Consider the following 19211-nt stretch of genomic DNA (forward strand, 5'->3'; position numbering starts at 1 on the left):
AAATGGAGGTGCAGTGGCAATCTTTACAGACCCCATCAGGGAACACGCTGATTTCGGGCCTGGAGATGCCGAATGGCTGCACCTCCTCGTCGGTGACTGGCAGATGGTGGCTGACTTGGCTTTCGCGGACCTCGCTTTGTGGTTCCCGCATCCGGAGTTCGGCTACATTGCCCTCGCCCACGTTCGTCCGTCGACATCGCATACGGTGTTCCACGCGGACTTCGTGGGGGAGGGCATCCGCTCGGATCTGCGGCCGATCGTGGATAAGGCGTGGAACAGCCGCTCGATCGAGCGATCAAGTGAAACAAGCTGGAGCAGTGAGATGGCACTCCGTGTTGAGGCTGTCCCCATGGTTCGCAACGGCAGAACACTCGCTGTTGTGACATCTCATATGGACTTGTCCAGTTCGCGTATGCCATCCAGGCTGGAACTCACGTATCGTCAGTGTGCCTATGATCTCTTGCGGATGGGAACCCTGGGCCTGTGGCCCGACTTCGCATCTCCGACCGGCTCGCGTCGGGGGGCCCCGCGAGTCGGCGACGGGCTCATCAGACTCGATGCGGAGGGCATTGTGCAGTATGCCAGTCCCAATGGCGTGTCTGCCTTCCGTCGACTGGGGGAAGTGGAGTCCCTGGAGGGGCGTTCGCTGGCGGAAGTGACTGCCGGCCTTCTGAAGGACCGGCGGATGGTGGACGAGACATTGCCTTTGGTTGTGACAGGGCGGATGCCCTGGCGCAGCGAAATTGAGTCCAGGGGTGTCAGTCTTTCACTTCGGGCCATTCCACTGCGCGATGAGCAGCAGCGTTTCGGAGCCCTTGTCCTTTGCCGTGACGTTTCGGAACTGCGTCGCAGGGAAATGGAACTTGTTACCAAGGACGCCACCATCCGGGAGATCCACCACCGGGTAAAGAACAATCTTCAAACTGTGGCAGCTCTTCTGCGAATGCAATCGCGGCGAATGGTCAGCGACGAAGCCAAGCAGGGTCTGGAACAGGCAATGCGGCGCGTGGCCACGATCGCCCTCGTCCACGAGACCCTCTCCCAGGGCCTGACACAGAGTGTCGACTTTGACGAACTGATTGGGCGGCAATTCAGGTTGTCAGCTGAAGTGGCCTCACCGTCCCAGCAAGTGCGAACAGAACGCTCAGGTTTGTTCGGAGAGTTGCCCAGCGATTTTGCCACGCCACTGGCATTGGTCATCAACGAACTTGTCACCAACGCGGTTGAGCATGGACTCGAGGGACGCACAGGAACGGTGTGGCTGCTGGCCGATCGGGCAGATGGCGACGGCAACGACGAATTCCTGACGGTGACCATAGCCGACGATGGCGTGGGCTTGCCGGATGGCCAGTACATCGAGGGATTGGGCCTGCAAATTGTTCGTACACTCGTGACCAGCGAGCTCGGCGGGTCCATTCAGTGGAGCCCGCGCGAAGGTGGCGGGACCGCTGTCGAGATCGTCCTCAACCTAGCCCGGGCGTAGCTCCCAAAGCCAGGATTCCTGAAACTCAAGAGCAGCACTTAACGAAGAAGGCCGCGGACCAAGGGTCCGCGGCCTTCACTGTCCTTGGGCTAGGAAGCGCGGCGTGCGCGGGCAGCGCGACGCTTAAGTGCCCGTCGTTCGTCTTCACTCATGCCGCCCCAAACACCGGCGTCTTGTCCGGACTCCAACGCCCACTGAAGGCAGGTGTCTACGACGGGGCAGCGGCGGCAGACGCTTTTGGCTTCCTCGATTTGCAGAAGTGCTGGTCCCGTGTTGCCTACTGGGAAGAAGAGCTCCGGGTCCTTTTCGAGGCAGGCTGCGCGATTACGCCAATCCATGCTGATCAGTCACTCCATTCGTGAGAACTAGAAGGGCCTTTTGTGAAAACATTCACGAGAGGCTCCAAAGGAAAGGGGCCCGCATGGGCCCCCTTGGTCGTCTGAGTCAAGCGTTTCATGTTAACGCCTTGTAAACAAGGGGTGTTAGTGGTCGAAATGCCCGGAATCCGTGAGCGATGCATCACATCAGCCGCCAGTGCCCTCACTGCTAGATGACTATGTCCGGTAGTGTGCCAGTGTGTCAAGACCTCCCGTAAACCCTGCCCACCCCGCCTCCGGCCCGGACGGAAGCGATGATCCTGATGCGTCGGCGAGCCTCGCAGCAAACAAACCTGGTGCTGGTCGCCGTCCCTTGGGAATCGTCATTATCTCAGTGGTTGTAGCGCTTGAAGCCCTCGCCCTCCTCGGCGCAGCTGCTTGGTACGCATTTGAACTGTTAACAGGTGCTCCAGTGCTGACCTTCTGGGGGGCAATCTTCACTCTTGGCCTGCTGCTGGCCTTCTCTGCCTGGCTATTTGCCGTAGGCCACTTCTTGTTCCGCGGCTATAGGTGGACGCGTGCCGCGGCCTTGGTGGCCCAATTGTTTGTTCTCACCATTGGTTTTCCCACCATATCCGGGGGGCTGGTGTTGCAGGGATTGGCGATGCTGATTCCGGCGTTCACTGCGATTGTTTTCCTTTTTCAGAAGGACGTCGTGGCTTTTGCTTCACGTACCGGGGGAGCTACCGGCGCTCTCTAGTCACCCGGCTGCTCTAGGCACACCGCAGCGTGGATAGAGCCTGCCGCCCGTTCAGTACCCTTTGGCATGCGGTGGAAAGCTTGTGGTGAGTACGCCTTGAAAGGGCGTCACTTCCGCCCCACTGATGAGAAAGCCGCGGCCCGCGCGCCCAGCCCGATCGGATTCCAGCCTCACGCCGAGCAGTTCTCCGTCATGGGGTGTTCCGGGGGCCAATACCAAACCCATGCTGAACGCCTGTGCTTCCTTCGCCAGCGGCAGATGATGTAGCAAGGCCGGTCTCGTTGTTGCCGTCAGGATGATGCCACGGACTTTACCCACTAAGCCAGCCAAGGCTTGGCGTCCCTGGGGATCAAGCAAATCGGCGTCGTCCACCAGCAGGATGCTGTTGGAGGCAAGGGTCTTCGCGGCCGCTTGGGATGCCACTAGAGCCCAGAATGGGCTCGCAGACGCTGTATCCGGCGGGTACACCCATGGGACCAAGGGACTCAGGGCGTAAAGCGAGGCCAGGACAGAGCTCTTTCCGGAGCGAGGACTACCCAGGATGACGCTGACTCCATGTTCCCGCAGCGGCATGGCTACAGGGAGGGCTTCGTCTCCTCCGACGCCGATCCACAGCGGACCCAGAGCGCTGCTTTCCGCGGTGCAGGCTCCTTCTCCGTTGCCGGGCGCCAGTTCTAAACCTGACCCCGATGGCAGTCCTTGTCCCAGGGATGCCGCCACGAGGTCGCGGAATTCCTTACCTCCAAGAAGCTCCGGGAGTGGCCGTACCCGGAACGGCGGCTCAGTTGGAGCCAGATCACCGAACGGCCAGTGTCCACTCTCCGGAGACACACGAAACTGAGCCACGGTTGCGTTTTCGCCGACAAGATTTCCCATGACGACGGCGCGCCCAGGGAGGGACTCCAGCTCGGGGAGGCGTGGCCAGTGGAACCGCGACTCTTCAGTAGATCCCGAAGGAAAGTAGGCGCGATTCTGTATCGAGGCAAAAAACCGTGAGCTGACGAGCTCCCGCTCGCCTGAGATCAAAACAGTGATGCCTACGGAACAACCGTCCCTGACGATGTCCTGCAGAATTGCTTCTGCATAACCAAATGGCCCACTCCGGAGCGCGGTGGCCCACGAGCACCACCCGGCCACGATTAAGACCATAGGCGAATTGGCCGTCCCCACTTCGCCGGCACTTCGTCGACACTCCATTTCCGCAGCGAGCCGCTTTAGGACCCGGACTGCAAGGTGCAGTTGGTGCAGGCCGACTCTGGCACCGATTCGACCTCCGTCGATGACATGGCCGAGGATGCCCCTTGCGTCCAGGATATAGAGGTGCGGTTGGGGCTTCTGGGTCGCGAGCATCGCGGATGCAGCTCTGAAGCAGTCCCGTATGCCACTCAAGTCGCTGCCGATCATTGCCAGATGACCGTCTTTGGAAGGTGACCACATCAGCGGTTCCACAACTTGATGCGTCGGCCTGTCGAGCATCGCCAAAGGTCCCACCGCCCAATGCCCGTCCGTCGTGGACACAGGGCCGTCCACCCCAGGAAGCTCATCACGCCAAGGGATCGTTGAGGGCAGTGGTGGGGCTACTGGACGCCTGGGTAGGGGTTTGCGGAGGCGTTGCCATGCCTCGTGGACTGCTGAAACCACCCATTCGGCGCCAGGATCCGAGAGGGAATCCTGTTTGGTGGACGTTACGGCTGCGCCGGAAGGGGGCTGCAATGCCTGCGAAGCTGACTGTACGGCGGGCAAGGAACTGCTACGCCAGTGGCCAGCCACCGTCATTGTCGGGGAAACCGATAGGGACGCTGTCTGGAATTCTTCGGGGCTGCATGAAGCCTTGGCAAGATAGGCCCGCCCCGGAGCTTCCACGCTTATGGAGGCAGCAGCCTTCGAATTGATGATGTCCATGGAGTCCGCCTCAGACTGCACGCGCAGGGCAATGCTTGATGTCACGTTCGCCCGGATGTCGGCGGACAAGGCTCCTTGGGGCCGCTGGGTAGCCATCACCAAATGAATACCCAGGGAGCGCCCGATAGTGGCAACACGCATGAGCTCGCGGAGAGAGCCCGGGGCTTCGTCAACCAGCATGCGAAACTCATCGATCACCAAGACCAGATACGGGATGTTCGGATCGCTTGCCACCGCTAGTCGCCGATATTCGGCGAGATCTGACACGTTGGCCGTAGCGAATAGCTCTTCGCGGCGCCGTATCTCCCCACGGAGGGAAACAAGAGCGCGGTCCAAATGGTGCTTGCTGAGGTCCGTCAGCAGGCCGACGCAGTGAGGTAGGCCCGCTAGTGGCCGCAAGCCCGATCCGCCCTTGAAATCAAAAAACAGGAATGTCGTGCGATCGGGTGACTCACTCAGCGCAAGGGAAGCCACAAGTGTCCGAAGAAGTTCGGACTTGCCGGAACCAGTGGTTCCGGCTACCAATAGATGCGGACCATCGAGCTTGAAGTCGAAGGTCAACTGCCCGCGTTGGCCTTTGCCCAAGACGGCGGTGAGGCCGGCTTGCTTGGATGCATCTGCCCACCGCCTGAGCACTCTGCGCTGCCCGTAAGGAAGCAAATCAGCGAGCGAACATTCCTCCGGAATCGGGTTGCTCATTCCAAATCCTTCACCGAAAGCTGTGCCCCGGGCCCTGCGGCAGAAGTTATCGAAAACTTCGGCTGGCACGAGATCCGGGATGAAGTGCCGGCGCTCGCCGTCTGCCTCAAAATAGCCTGTGGTCCCGGATGGCGATATTTCGATGACGCCCCCGGAAAGTTCGGAGCGTACGGAGCACCTGATGACCCTCCACGCGGCGGTTTGAGCAGTCTTCAAGAGGTCGGACACGAATTCTTGATCGTTGGATGGATCATTGAGCATGATGAGCATCCCATTCAGCTTGCCGTTCGCACGTTGCAGGGCAGCGACGACGGTGGTCAAGGTGCTTGTGAGCGTGACCCGGGGTAGGAACCTGGCACTCAATGGCAACCTTCCTGCCCTGCCGAAAATAATGACGGGCGTTTCCGCCGAGCCCGAAAAGCTGGCTATTTGCATCAAGACGAACCGAAGCAACGCCTCCGTGTGATCCGGATTGCCGCGGAGTGTCACCACGGAATGTTTGGGATCCAAAGTCATTGCCGCACTGCCTATGGACGGGGGCTGGAACTGGGGATCGTCGGGAACGAGGCGCATGTTTGCTGCCGCCTGCGTAGTCCCAAGCCGGAGCCACACATCGTGACTCTGACTGCTGATCCTTGCCGGCCCCTTGTTGATCCCTGCCGGTGACACCGCAGCTGCAGCGACAACGGCGTGGTCCGCGGCGGGCTCCGTGGTCAGCTGTCCCACCTTGGAAGCCTGGTGAACTGCCGCCATGAGCTCTGCAGCTGAAGGTGAGCACTGCCGGCGTCGTTCAATGTCTTGCTGCACCGCGCGCGCAACGGCCAGCCTGCGTTCCCGGCGGCCCTTTTGCCCGGCGATCAGCGGGACGAGAAGGCTGATCGCTGAGATGGCCGTAAATCCCAAGTACATCCAGATTCCTGTGGCAACGGCCAGGCCGATACCGGCTATCAATGGCAGCCCGGCCGCCAAGGCCATTGCCAGACGGTTTCCGGCGCGACTGACATGAGGTACTTCGAGTGGTACGTCAATCGAACGACCTGCATCAACTGAAATCTCCGGAAAGGGACCACTGTCCGTGACGACGGTGAAGGTGGAGTTTCCACATCGCACCAGTGCAGAGGACGTGATGATTTTCTGCTGAACGGGCTGATCATCCACGAAAACCGGGTTCGCGCGCCCGACGGCCCTTAGCTTCAACGCAGTGCTGGAAACCTCCAAGAAAGCCTGTTCCCTGGACATCCCGGGATCCGGCAATGAAATATCGAACGAACCCCTGCCGATGCAGTACCTGCCCCGTTGAATCCGGAAGGCGGAGCCTGCACCGGGTCCTGAATGGGTAAGCAACATTAGGGGCACGGACATGTTCTTCGTCTCTCGATGCGACGGAGCACCATCCACAATGACGGCGCCGGAAACAAGCGGCGGTAGTCCCACCGTGAGAGTGGCCAAGAGCTGTCCAGCCACCGAGAGGGCGCCGGTTCCACGCGTTTCAATGAGAAGCTGCTGTACGTGGGCGCCGGACGTTCCTTCCGGGACGGCGATGCTGAGTTCTTCCGGCCCCACTGCTGCAGCGGCTCCGGGGGCGCAGACCAATGTGCACTCCAAGGCCATGGGTTCTTCCTCTGCATTCGTAGGGTGCTGAACATCGCGTTCACAAGAATCACGCTACGGCCCTCGGAATTGGAGCGCTGCGGCCGTAATGGCCTATGTGGAAAACTCCCGCCAGGGCTCATGCAGACGCCGCCTTGACACCGGGGCATGGTGTCTCAGCTAAGATGAATCTCGTTGTCGCGTGTGCTCAATGAGGAAGGACCTTCACCGGTGATAGTGGTTGCGGAGAGCGCCGATGTTTCAGACAAGGCGATTATTGGTGATGGATCAAAGATTTGGCATCTGGCCCAAGTCCGCGAGCAGGCCGAGTTGGGTGCTAATTGCATCGTAGGACGCGGGGCCTATATTGGCACCGGAGTCAAGATGGGGGACAACTGCAAAGTTCAGAATTATGCTCTTGTCTACGAGCCCGCAGTGCTGGAGGCTGGCGTGTTCATCGGCCCGGCCGTAGTACTCACGAACGATACTTACCCCCGGGCGGTTAGTCCGGATGGCGGTCTAAAGAGCGCCCATGACTGGGAGCCGGTTGGCGTCACCATTCGTGAAGGTGCATCAATCGGTGCCCGCGCCGTCTGCGTAGCCCCGGTGACCATCGGACGATGGGCCACAGTGGCCGCAGGCGCTGTTGTGGCTAAAGACGTCCCTGATTTTGCCCTGATGGTCGGAGTACCGGCCAAACGCCATGGTTGGGTCGGTAAAGCTGGTTTCCCGCTGCAGCGCAGCGGCGACAACTGGGTATGCCCGGAGACCGGCGCCACATATGTTGAACAGAACGAGACCCTTCGAGAGGTAGAGGCATGAGCCCCGAATTCATTCCCCCCGCCAAGCCCATCATCGGTGATGACGAGCGCAAGGCAGTAGAGGCCGTCTTGGCCTCCGGCCAACTCGCACAGGGTTCGGAGGTTGCGTCCTTTGAGCAGGAGTTCTCCCAGGTGCTCCTCGACGGCCGGGCTGCTGTAGCGGTCAACTCCGGTACTTCCGGCCTGCACCTTGGCCTGTTGGCTGCGGGTATTGGCCCTGGTGACGAGGTCATCGTTCCGTCGTTTACGTTCGCGGCCACGGCCAACTCCGTAGCTCTGACGGGTGCGACGCCCATCTTCGCTGACGTGGACCCGGACCACTACACGCTTGATCCCGCCTCCGTCGAATCAAAAATCACGGACCGTACGGCCGCCATCATGCCGGTGCACCTCTATGGCCACCCCTTCGACGTGGACGGCATTGGGGCAGTCGCCTCGAAGCATGGCGTGAAGGTCTTCGAAGACGCAGCCCAAGCACACGGTGCGGCTGTCAACGGTCGGAAGGTGGGTACCTTCGGTGACTTCGCAATGTTTAGCCTCTACCCCACCAAGAACATGACGTCCGGCGAAGGCGGCATGGTCAGCACCGGTTTGGCCGACGTCGAGCGACGGCTCCGGTTGCTTCGTAACCAGGGCATGGAGCGCCAGTACGAAAATGAGCTTGTCGGTTTCAATGCCCGCATGACCAACATCCATGCTGCCATTGGCCGCGTGCAGCTCACCAAAATCAATGCCTGGACCAAGACCCGGCAGGAGAATGCAGCCTTCTTCGACGCAAACATCGAAGGCGTCGTCACTCCCAAGGTCTCTGAAGGCTACGAGCACGTGTACCACCAGTACACCATTCGCATCGCTGAGGACCGTGACGGTTTCGCTAAGGCGCTGCGTGAGGAATACAACGTGGGCTGTGGCGTGTACTACCCCATCCCGAACCACCGTTTGGCTCCTTTCCAGACTTCTGATGACCTCCCCGTCACGGAGGAAGCTGCGGCCAGCGTACTGTCGCTGCCTGTTCACCCGTCGCTGAGCCAGGACGACCTCGATCGCATCGTCGCTGCGGTCAACGCCATCGCGAAGGCAGGAAGCTAGTGGCAAATCTGCGTGCAGGCCTCATCGGACTGGGGATGATGGGCCGACACCACGCCCGCGTTATTCGCGAACTGGAGGGCGTGGACCTCGTTGCCGTTGCTGACTCCTTCGGTGACCCTCACAACGTAGCCAGCGGGCTCGAGGTGTGCAGTTCGGTTGAACAGCTCATCGAGCAGGGCATTGACATGGCCGTAGCCGCCGTGCCAACCGTGCTCCACGAGGAAGTTGCCTTGCGGTTGGCTGAAGCCGGCGTGCACTGCTTGGTGGAAAAGCCCATTGCCAACGATTCCGTTTCGGGCCGCAGGATCGCCGAAGCGTTCGACTCGCGGGGATTGATCGGGGCGGTAGGCCACATCGAGCGCTTCAACCCGTCATTGCAAAGCCTCCGCGAACGGCTCGGCAACGGCGACCTCGGAGAGGTCTACCAGATCTCGACGCGACGCCAGGGGCCATTCCCTTCCCGCATTGCCGACGTTGGCGTGGTCAAGGACCTTGCAACTCACGACATCGACCTCACTGCATGGCTTGCACAGAGCAATTTCGTGAATGTAGTTGCTCACACCACCTCCAGGAGCGGGCGCGAGCACGAGGACATGGTCACCGCAATTGGCCACCTCAAGAGCGGCGTAGTCACCAACCACATCGTCAACTGGCTGTCGCCCATGAAGGAGCGCACCACCGTTGTCCTGGGTGAACGCGGTGCATACATCGCTGACACTATCTCGGCTGATCTGACGTTCATTGAAAATGGCACGTTCCAGACAGACTGGGATTCCATAGCGGCATTCCGTGGCGTGTCCGAAGGGTCATCTACACGCTTTGCCCTGGCAAAGCGCGAACCGCTGAAGATGGAACACGAGGCCTTCCGTGACGCTGTACTCGGAAAGTCCATGAACATTGTCACAATGGCGGAGGGGCTTGAGACTCTTCGCGTTGCCGAAGCGGTGCTCGAGTCCGCGGGGACAGGCTCCGTGATCTCGCTCTAGGCATTGTTCTTTTTGCAGTATTGAACGGGAGGCTGGCAATGGGCCACGCCTCCCGTTCGTTTTTTCCGGAACAAATGCTGCCTCGCTGCCATGCGCCGTCGAATCGGGGAACGATCGCAACGTCGGGTAGCCTTGACCAGTAGACGTGGGCATCTCTGTGCCCGCACGCCAATACACAGGAGAGTTTGTGAACGCTGATCTCGTCGTCGTCGGCTCGGGTTTCTTTGGCCTGACCATTGCAGAACGCGCCGCTACCGAGTTGGGGCTGAAGGTTGCGGTGCTTGATCGCCGCCACCATATTGGTGGAAACGCCTACAGCGAGAATGAGGCGCAGACCGGAATTGAGGTGCACCGCTACGGCGCCCACCTCTTCCACACCTCGAATGAGCGTGTGTGGGAATACGTGAACCGTTTTACCAAATTCACGAGCTACCAGCACAAGGTTTACACCAGCCACAAGGGCGAGGTGTACCCAATGCCCATCAACCTGGGTACCATCAACCAGTTCTTCCGTTCGGCCATGAGCCCGACAGAAGCAAAGGCACTCATTGCCGAGCAGGCTGGCGAACTGGCGGGAACAGACCCCCAGAACCTCAATGACAAGGGCATCCAGCTCATCGGCCGTCCCCTGTACGAGGCTTTCATTAAGCACTACACGGGAAAGCAGTGGCAGACGGACCCGAAGGACCTGCCGGCTGAAATCATCTCGCGGCTTCCCGTGCGCTACAACTATGACAACCGTTACTTCAACGACACCTACGAAGGTCTCCCGGTAGACGGTTACACGGCTTGGATTGAACGCATGGCGGATCACCCGAACATTGAGGTCGTCTTGAACTCGGACTTCTTCGACGACGGTGAGTACGGCCGGTCGTCTGTCCTCGGACAGGTACCCGTCATCTACACGGGTCCGGTTGACCGCTACTTCGATTACGCAGAAGGCGACCTGTCTTGGCGCACGATCGATCTCGAAGAAGAGGTCTTGCCTATTGAGGACTTCCAGGGCTGTTCGGTGATGAACTACCCGGATGCCGATGCTGCTTTCACGCGTATCCATGAGTTCCGTCACTTCCACCCCGAACGGGACTACACCAAAGACGCCACCGTCATCATGCGCGAGTTCTCGCGTTTTGCTGAGAAGGGGGACGAGCCGTATTACCCCGTCAACACTTCTGATGACCGTCAGAAACTGCTGGCCTACCGCGATCTTGCCAAGGACGAGAAATCGGTCCTGTTCGGTGGCCGCCTTGGAACCTACAAGTACCTCGACATGCACATGGCAATTGGTTCCGCCTTGTCCATGTTCGACAACAAGATCAAGCCGCACTTCACCGGTGGCGCCAAGCTTGAAAGTGGGGGAGTAGACGCATGACCGCTACAACAAACGAAAGCCAGGAGATCGCCATGACGGCCACCACTGCCGCTGAAATCCCCGCTTCGACGGAACAGAACCTGCGGATTGTCCAACGCGTGGTCTTCCCTGCCAACCGTGACCTCGACACGCTGCCCCTGTATGTTGATCCTGACACCAACAAGGTCCACAGGAGCGACAGCAGCGCAGATGTTCAGGCCATTGGCATGGCCAGGAAACTCCACCCGGAGGACATCCTGAACCGCGGCTCCGTCCAGGTGCGCCGCGGTGAACGTCTTTCCTTCGGTTCATACTTCAACGCCTTCCCTGCAAGTTACTGGCGCAAGTGGACCATCGCCACCAAGACCGTGCTTCACATTGAAACCGAGGGCGAGGGGACGGTAATCGTTTACCGATCCAACGCTCGTGGCGCATCTCAGCGCGTCGACTCGATTCTGGTCGAGGGCTCTTCCACCAATGATTTCGAACTGACCTTGGCTCCGTTTGGCGACGGCGGCTGGTACTGGTTCGACCTCATTGCGGGCGGCGATGGCATGACGCTGAAGAGTGCTCACTGGGCTGTGCCTGACGAAGGCCGCCCTCAAGGCCGCGTGACCCTGGGCGTGACAACGTTCAATCGTGCCGACTACTGCCTCGAGACCATCAAGTCCATTGATGCTGATGCTGGTCTACGGGAAATCCTGGCGGAACTCATCATCGTGGATCAAGGCAACAAAAAAGTTGCCGACGAAGCTGGCTTCGACGCTGTCGCGGAGTCGATGGGCGACCAACTTCGGATCATCAACCAGGGCAACCTGGGCGGCTCGGGCGGTTTTGCCCGGAACATGTACGAGATGGTCGTTTCTGACAAGAGCGACTACGTCATGCTGCTGGATGACGATATCGAGCTCGAAACAGAGGGTGTCATGCGGGCAGTGGCGTTTGCCGACCTCTGCCGGAAGCCGACCATTGTTGGCGGCCACATGTTCGATATGTACAACAAGTCCGTCCTGCACGCTTACTCTGAGGTAGTCAACTTCTACCGCTTCCTCTGGGGTCCCGTGGAAGGACTCGGTAACCACGACTTCTCCACCGCAGGTTTGCGCTCCACTCCGCAACTCCACCGTCGCTGGGATGCGGATTACAACGGCTGGTGGATGTGTCTCATTCCCAAAACCGTTGTGGAAACCATCGGCCTCTCCCTTCCTGTGTTCATTAAGTGGGACGACGCTGAGTACTCGCTCCGTGGCCGCGCGGCGGGTTTCCCCACCGTGACGCTTCCCGGCGCAGCAGTCTGGCACGTTTCCTGGGCTGACAAGGACGACTCGGTGGACTGGCAAGCCTACTACCACGAGCGCAACCGACTTATCGCGACACTCTTGCACTCCCCGTTCCCCAAGGGCGGACGCATCCTACGGGAGAGCTTGAACGCGGATGTCAAGCACCTGGTGTCAATGCAGTACTACCCGGAGCAGGCCCGCGTTATGGCTCTCCGCGATGTTCTCGCCGGACCAGGCAATCTGCACAAGCAATTGCCGACCATGATGCCGAAACTCCGTGCAATGCGCGAGGAGTTCCCGGACTCGCAGGTCAAGACCGACCCTGCAGCTTTCCCGGAGGTCTTCCTCAAGCGTCCCCCCAAGAAGCCGCAGTCCTACAAGCAGCCAGGTGCCTTGGGCCTGCTTCCCTGGGCAGTTAAGACTGTCCTTAAGCAGACGCTGGCTCCCGTTCGCGATACCGCCAAGGCCAACCCTGAGGCTCATGTGGCCCACCAGGACGGCAAATGGTGGAGCTTGGCGCACCTGGACAGCGCAGTGGTGTCCAATGCCGACGGCACAGGTGCTTCATGGCACCTGCGAGATCCCAAGATGGCCCGTCAATTGGTGGTCGAATCGGCCAAACTCCACGCCCAGCTCTTCTCCAACTGGGAGACCCTCCGGGCCCAATACCGTGAGGCTCTTCCTGAGATCACCTCCATGGAATCGTGGCGGGAAACATTCGAAGCTTCGGAGCCCAGCAAGTAGCAATGACGACTTCCACAGATACTTATGCTGTTCCCGGGGTTGGTGCCGGGCTGCTGGATGTTTACCGGCGCCGATACCTCCTCAAACTGATAGTCCGTAAGGAACTTCGTGTAAGGTACCGGGGTTCCGTCCTCGGCCTCGCCTGGTCCTACGTCAAGCCGTTGGTTCAGTACGTTGTGCTGTTCTTCGCTTTGGGGATTGTCCTGCGTGTCGGGGATCAGATTCCCAACTACGCGTTGTACATGTTCTCCGGCGTCATCGTCATCAACTTTTTCTCCGAAGCGTTTTCGAATGCCACAAGATCCATCGTTTCGAATGCTGCCTTGGTCAAAAAAATCTACCTGCCGCGGGAGCTGTTCCCCGTCGCGTCAGTGTGGGTGGCAGCGGTTCATTTCCTCCCGCAGCTTGTGGTCTTGCTGGCAGCGGCGCTGCTGAACGGGTGGAAACCGGACATTATGCAGCTTATTGGAGCTGCTTTGGGCTTCGTCATTGTGGCAGTCACGGCGACAGGTTTGGGCCTCTTGGCTGGTGCCATAAATGTCTTCTTCCGCGACGCTGAAAACATCGTGGATATGTTAATGATGATCGTTACGTGGACGTCGCCGGTCCTCTATGACTGGACCATGATCCGCCGGCTGGCACCCCCTTGGGTGCTGGTCATCTATCAACTCAACCCGATCACAGTCGCTGTCGAACTATTCCACTGGGCCTTCTGGTACCCCACTGTTGACCGTCCAGTGGAACTGCCTCCGCATCTCATGTGGACGGGATTGATTGGTCTCGGCATGGCAGCCCTGTTCCTTATCATCGGCCAACTCGTCTTCCGACGACTTGAGGGCCACTTTGCGCAGGAGGTCTAGATGGGCGCCGCAATAATCGTCAAGGGCCTTAAGAAGACGTTCAACCTCCGCCATTCGCACTCCCTCAAGGAGACTCTTGTTTGGTTGGCCAAGGGTCGAAAAAGTGATCTCAGCAAGAAGTTCGATGCTCTCCACGATGTGAGCTTCGAGATTCAGCCGGGGGAGACCGTTGCGTTGTTGGGGTTCAACGGCTCAGGAAAGTCCACACTGCTCAAACTCATATCGGGCGTTATCCTGCCCGACAAGGGAACGGTCCGCACAAAGGGTCGCGTAGCCGGACTCATCGAGGTGGGCGCAGGATTCCACCCGGACTTGTCCGGGCGTGAGAACGTCTTCCTCAATGCCGCCATTCTGGGAATGACTGAACAGGAAATCAACGATAAGTTCGACGAGATCGTAGCGTTCTCTGAGATAGAACAGTTCATCGACACCGAAGTGAAGTTCTATTCCTCCGGCATGTTTTTGCGGCTTGCTTTCGCCGTAGCGGTCCACACGCAGCCGGACATTTTCCTGGTGGATGAGATCCTGGCTGTAGGCGACGAACCTTTTCAGAAGAAGTGTTTGGCTAAGATCAAACAACTTTCGGCGGAAGGACGGACCCTGGTGGTTGTCAGCCACGACCTCGACATGATCTCACGCATATGCGATAGGGGCGTGGTGCTTGCCTCCGGCACGGTGCAATTCGAAGGCCCCGCAAAGGAAGCAGTAGCTTGGCTGCGGAATAGCAACTAGCCGATGCTCCCCATGTGATCACGCAATAGGGTGGCTTCAAGGCCACCTCTCCTCTTTTCAAAAGAGGGGAGGTGGCCTTTGCCGTACCCCGGAGCAGCAATAGAAGGCCGGAGCAGCAATAGAAGGCCGGAGCAGCAAGAGAAGGCATCAGCAGCACATTAGGAAGTGCATCGGATACGGATAGGCTCTGACCTGCCTGTAAGCGCGATTCTCCATCAGCACGTATCGGCGCCTTCCGTGGGTGGACTATGCGGGCCTTTGAAGGCACAAAAGAAGAGCGTCCGTCCCCTGAGAGGGACGGACGCTCTTCTGCGTTACAGGTGCCACTGGGGGCAAGGTCCAGCTGCCTAGACGGAAACCTTCTCAGCCGGCGCCGGGACGACATGTTCTTCCGACTTACTCCGGCGATGCCGACGAATGTAATGGAAAACCGTGAACACGAGTATCCCAAACCACGCGACTGCTTGAGCGGCAAGGCCCATGGTGAGGCCCGGCGTCGTGAAGGTAACGTCTACAGAGGTGGCACCGGCCGGAACATCTACCAGTATTACTCCCGCTGGGCCCTGAGTGAGCTTCTGCGGTTCGCCATCCACCGTGACAGTGTACCCGGGCCAAGCGAGGCGGGCGAGGGTCAGCTTTCCAGCGCTGCCGTCTCCGGAAAGCGTGATGTGTTCATCGTTGCCGTTCTTGACAGCATCCTGCACGGAGATACCGTCGGAAGCCCAGGAAACGGTACCAGGATAGGGTAGCGGGTTCTCCCGCTGGAGGATTGTCCGGGTCTCATCCGAGGCGACGATCCTCCAGCCCGGGGCTACGTTCAGTTGGTCCGGGGCGATCAAAGTTTTTTGGACGGCTACGGTCTCCACTTGGAGGACATCTGCCAAAGTCACGTCAATTTCACTTGAGGCCTGCTTGAACAGCTCAGTGTAGGCCAGTGGACAAGTCTCCCCGCGGTAGTTCATGCACAAGGCGTTCACGTACGTGGTGAAGCTGATCCCGCTGTATCGGCCCATGCTGTTGTTGACGTCGGCATTGAGAATCTGATTGCCGTACAGAAGGCGGCCCTCGGTGAATTCCTGTCCCGTGATCTTTATGGTGTTGAAGATCTGAATGGTGTTGCCCTTGTAATTACTGGTTGAGTCACGGAGCGTGTCTGCATCCACGGGGGAACCGATCCCCGCAACAGCGTTATTGGGGACGAACTGCCTGGACTGCATTCCAAGCGTAGCGATTGTTCCGACCACCATTACTGCTGCGAGGCCGCGGTAGCCGAATCGCTTCCAACCAAGGACGGCCAGCCCCACCAGAGCCAACGTTACGGCCAGGGTGAAGACCTGCCATTTGCCGCCGTCAGGCACCATCGACCACGCCCGGTAGGTTCCAAAACCAAGGATGGCCACGGTAATGACCAACCGCTTTTTCCATGACGTGGTCTTCAGGCCCGCTGAGGCCACGACTGCTACAAGGACGATGACTCCGAGGTATACATACTCGATGAGCCGAATGGGCCAGCGGAAGACAAGCACCTGGGAGGGAGCGAAGGTCAGCAGGAAGTAGATTCCCGTAATGATGTAGATACTGAATATTTGACGCGAGCGGTTCCTAAAGCTGCGGAAATCCAGCCACGGAAGCAACGGCAGGACAAACCACGCCAAGTAACTGGACGGGACGTTGTCTATGGGGGCCCAGAAGTTGTTAATCCGGGGCCTCATGGACGACGTGCTCATGGTCAGCAGCGATGACATATCCGGGGAAAGAAAGAGGTCATTCAGGATTTCGCTCTGCTGCCTTACGGTGACGGCCGAGCTGAGGGGCAAGGGGAAGTAGACCAGGACCGCGGTCAAGCCCACCAGTGCACCCACGATGACGATTGGAATAAGGCGACGCCAGTGCCTCATGAGCATCAACTCGACGGCGACTGCAGCGAGAACCAGGATGACGCCGATGGCACCGTAGGGGTTTCCGGCGGTCATCGTGAAGAAGCCCAAGAGGAAGGGCAGGAACGGTGAGGTGTTGCGACGCGCGTAGCGGCGAACAGACCACCAGAAAACGGTAATCCAGGCGAAGGCCATCAGGCCGCCTGGCCAGCGGGCGGCCTCGTAGAAGAGCGTGAATCCGCTGAAGGGAATGGCTACACCGGCAGCCAGGGCGAGCGGCCTGTTGGAACCGTAGTCGCGGGCCAGCATGAACGTCCCGAACGCCAGCAACGCGATGAATTGCACGATGATGAAATAGCTCGCCAGAGACAAGTTTTCGAAGTTCGAGACGATGACTGAGTTGACGATGTTGACCGGGTTGAAAATGCCGTAACCCACCTCGGCTACGATGTTGCCGCCGACCCAGCCACCGGGTTCCATCAAGGGGAATCGACCGGACCGTATCTCCTCGCCCATATGCCGCCATAAGGGGAGGAATGACTGCATCATGTCGTCCCAGTAGTAGAACGTGGGATTGAACAGTCGAGGAATGATGGAGGCAACGGCCGCAATAGCGGCAGTAACAATTCCCCAATGCCAGTCGTGCTGCATGAAGTAGCGCCGCCGGGTGACCGGGGGGCGCTGGGCAGTAGCCCCGGAGGTTCCTGCTGTCATGGTCTTAGCTTGCTCCTTAGCGCGCGGCATAAGTTTGAATATTGGCCTGAAAGACTGCCGTGGTTACGGAAGGCCAGAGGGCGTCCGCCGCCACCCGCTACTTGGCCTCGGAGGTGGAGTCTACAGAGGTCTTGGAAGCGGTCTGTTGCCGCCACCGGAAGTGAACAAAGGCGATACCGACGCATAACAGATCTGCGATCGTGAACATGATTCGTGAAAGGGCAGCGATTGCCGTCGCGGCACCGGCGCTCATCATTCCGGCCAGGGCAAGGATCAAGATGGCTTCGCGGGCACCGACGCCGGCGGGAAGCAGGAATGCCAGCACCCCGAGCGTCATTCCAAGAGCCAATGCACCAGTCAGCACCAGGAACGTTGCGAGGTCCAGAGTGGCCTCATGACCAACCAGGATCCACAGGTGCAGGCCGAAGCACAGGTACATCAGAACGCCAAGAATGAAGGCCTTCACCATGGTGTTGGCTTGAATTCGTTCGGGGAGCGGAGGCCGGCGGAACACTCGCAGGACGATGTTAACCAGGAACGTCACGACGTTCGGGTTCATCGCCAGGATGACCACAGGGAGTATGACGTACAGCCACTGCAAATTGGGCTGCCGCTGGACCAGGATTGGAAGAGCAGAAGCTCCAACCACCAGGGCGGCGCCAATGGTGATTCCGGTGCTCACCAGGGATGCTACAAAAACCTGTGCGCGCGCAATGCCGTTTTTACGGCCAAGCTCCATCTGGAGCACGAAGGCCCACACGGAACCGGGCAGGTACTTGCCAATCTGGCCGACGAGGTAAATCTGGTTCAGCACCAAACCTTGGGGTTCAATGTCTACTGACCTCAGGAGACTCGCCATGACCACCCGCCACATGTACATTCCAAGGAGAACGCCAGGGATGAGCGCCAGCAGGGACAGCAGGACCTGCCACCATTGGAGGGCGAAGACAGTGGCTTGGACTTGTGGCCATTGGACTGCAATGAAATACACCGCAGCGGCGAACACGATCACTACCAAGGCACGCCTGGCGAAGTCGACCAGCTTTGCCTTGGTGCTCTTTGCAGCCGGCTGGTCCGGATTCAGATCGTTGTCATTTGAAGGTGTTTCCGCGATTGAACCCGTCATGAGGCATGCGTTCCCGCGCTTGGCGCCACCGCGAACTCACTCCGACGGCGGCGCATGGCTACCAGCCCTTTGAACATCTTTACGACGTCGGCAGTACGGATGGTGGTTTCGCCTGGTTCGTCGTCGGGAGCCAGCGTGACGGGCACTTCAACAATCCTGAAACCCTGTTTCTCAGCGGCGTAGACAACCTGGGTGCTGAAAAGAAACCCGGGGTCATCAAAGCGGTCAACCATGCTTCGAAGCCAGTCGCCGTCGACGATCAACGTTCCTTGGGAGTCGCCAATCTTTGACCCGAGTATTACCTGTCGCAGCGTCTTGAAACCAAAAGTGGTAATACCGCGAATGACACTGCGCTCGGTGATCGAGTCCTTATGGGCCTTCGAACCGATGACAATGTGCGGTTTGGTTTCCAGCTTCTTGTCTTCGTCGAGATCATCTGTGCCGAACGGCAGATCGTCGGCGGTGAGAAGCACTCTACGGCCGGAGCTGGCTTCGATGCCCCTGCGATATGCATTGCCCATGCCCTTTTGGCTCTGGAGAACCTGGAACGTCACGTTGGGAGTGTCCACCGCATGCTTGAGGGCGACCTCGAGTGTGTTGTCGGAAGAACCGTTCTCCACGATGATGATCTCGGAGGTGCCACTGGTCAAGTAGCCGGAAAGACGGGCCATTGTTGCCGCCAAAATCCGTTCTCCGTTATAGACCGGGATCACAACGGAGAGATCCGGTTGGCCTGCCTGGTCGAAAGTCAAGACTCTCCTCGGTAGTTCGTGCCGACGAATTCTTGAACGCCAGCCGCAGCCCGCAACGCTGTTGTCACGAGTTCCTTGCAAACCCTCAGTCTAGTTCATTGTTGGATACCTTCTGTGGAAGGGAACCG

The 19211-nt window shown here is 59.1% G+C and carries 14 protein-coding genes; 9 read left to right on the forward strand and 5 right to left on the reverse strand.

The features are described 5' to 3' along the window. Positions 1 to 13: 13 nt before the first annotated feature. A complete protein-coding gene (locus M1D89_RS09785; protein ID WP_498650138.1) occupies positions 14 to 1483 on the forward strand; it encodes a sensor histidine kinase in 1470 nt (489 codons plus the stop codon). An 89-nt stretch (positions 1484 to 1572) separates the two neighbouring features. Here the strand turns inward: M1D89_RS09785 and M1D89_RS09790 are convergent, their stop codons facing one another. Then, a complete protein-coding gene (locus M1D89_RS09790) occupies positions 1573 to 1821 on the reverse strand; it encodes a WhiB family transcriptional regulator (protein ID WP_015937605.1) in 249 nt (82 codons plus the stop codon). A gap of 238 nt (positions 1822 to 2059) precedes the next feature. Here M1D89_RS09790 and M1D89_RS09795 point away from each other — a divergent pair, with 238 nt between their 5' ends. Then, positions 2060 to 2560: a hypothetical protein gene (locus M1D89_RS09795; protein ID WP_498650140.1), complete on the forward strand. Its 501-nt coding sequence runs from the start codon at positions 2060 to 2062 to the stop codon at positions 2558 to 2560. A 51-nt stretch (positions 2561 to 2611) separates the two neighbouring features. Here the strand turns inward: M1D89_RS09795 and M1D89_RS09800 are convergent, their stop codons facing one another. After that, positions 2612 to 6772: a type VII secretion EssC family protein gene (locus M1D89_RS09800; RefSeq protein ID WP_498650142.1), complete on the reverse strand. Its 4161-nt coding sequence runs from the start codon at positions 6770 to 6772 to the stop codon at positions 2612 to 2614. A gap of 183 nt (positions 6773 to 6955) precedes the next feature. On the opposite strand from M1D89_RS09800, the gene M1D89_RS09805 reads away from it, so the two are divergent. The 7 genes from M1D89_RS09805 (at position 6956) to M1D89_RS09835 (ending at position 14614) form a co-directional block, all read left to right on the forward strand. Beyond that, positions 6956 to 7573 (forward strand): acyltransferase, encoded by a 618-nt coding sequence (locus M1D89_RS09805; RefSeq protein ID WP_498650144.1) that lies wholly within the window; start codon positions 6956 to 6958, stop codon positions 7571 to 7573. Then, on the forward strand, positions 7570 to 8661 hold the full coding sequence (locus M1D89_RS09810) for a DegT/DnrJ/EryC1/StrS family aminotransferase (RefSeq protein ID WP_498650146.1): 1092 nt from the start codon (positions 7570 to 7572) through the stop codon (positions 8659 to 8661). Before M1D89_RS09805 ends, M1D89_RS09810 begins: the two co-directional genes overlap by 4 nt. Beyond that, positions 8661 to 9647: a Gfo/Idh/MocA family protein gene (locus M1D89_RS09815; protein WP_017198519.1), complete on the forward strand. Its 987-nt coding sequence runs from the start codon at positions 8661 to 8663 to the stop codon at positions 9645 to 9647. Before M1D89_RS09810 ends, M1D89_RS09815 begins: the two co-directional genes overlap by 1 nt. Positions 9648 to 9834: 187 nt before the next feature. Further along, entirely contained in the window at positions 9835 to 11019 is a 1185-nt protein-coding gene (gene glf / locus M1D89_RS09820) for a UDP-galactopyranose mutase (protein WP_498650149.1), read from the forward strand. Further along, a complete protein-coding gene (locus M1D89_RS09825; RefSeq protein ID WP_498650151.1) occupies positions 11016 to 13022 on the forward strand; it encodes a glycosyltransferase in 2007 nt (668 codons plus the stop codon). The genes glf and M1D89_RS09825 overlap by 4 nt, the downstream gene beginning before the upstream one ends. A gap of 2 nt (positions 13023 to 13024) precedes the next feature. Beyond that, positions 13025 to 13882 (forward strand): ABC transporter permease, encoded by an 858-nt coding sequence (locus M1D89_RS09830; RefSeq protein WP_201296529.1) that lies wholly within the window; start codon positions 13025 to 13027, stop codon positions 13880 to 13882. Next, positions 13883 to 14614, forward strand: a complete 732-nt coding sequence (locus M1D89_RS09835; RefSeq protein ID WP_498650152.1) for an ABC transporter ATP-binding protein — start codon at positions 13883 to 13885, stop codon at positions 14612 to 14614. A gap of 347 nt (positions 14615 to 14961) precedes the next feature. On the opposite strand, the gene M1D89_RS09840 is transcribed toward M1D89_RS09835, so the two are convergent. The 3 genes from M1D89_RS09840 to M1D89_RS09850 all read right to left on the reverse strand — a co-directional run bounded on the left by M1D89_RS09840 (position 14962) and on the right by M1D89_RS09850 (position 19083). Next, positions 14962 to 17205 carry a hypothetical protein gene (locus M1D89_RS09840; RefSeq protein ID WP_498650154.1) on the reverse strand — a complete coding sequence of 748 codons (2244 nt, stop codon included), beginning with the start codon at positions 17203 to 17205 and terminating at the stop codon, positions 14962 to 14964. A gap of 97 nt (positions 17206 to 17302) precedes the next feature. Then, entirely contained in the window at positions 17303 to 18331 is a 1029-nt protein-coding gene (locus tag M1D89_RS09845) for a lysylphosphatidylglycerol synthase domain-containing protein (protein WP_498650156.1), read from the reverse strand. Continuing rightward, positions 18328 to 19083, reverse strand: a complete 756-nt coding sequence (locus M1D89_RS09850; RefSeq protein ID WP_243836811.1) for a glycosyltransferase — start codon at positions 19081 to 19083, stop codon at positions 18328 to 18330. The genes M1D89_RS09845 and M1D89_RS09850 overlap by 4 nt, the downstream gene beginning before the upstream one ends. Positions 19084 to 19211 lie beyond the last annotated feature (128 nt).

The sequence above is a fragment of the Arthrobacter sp. D3-18 genome, assembly GCF_054408525.1.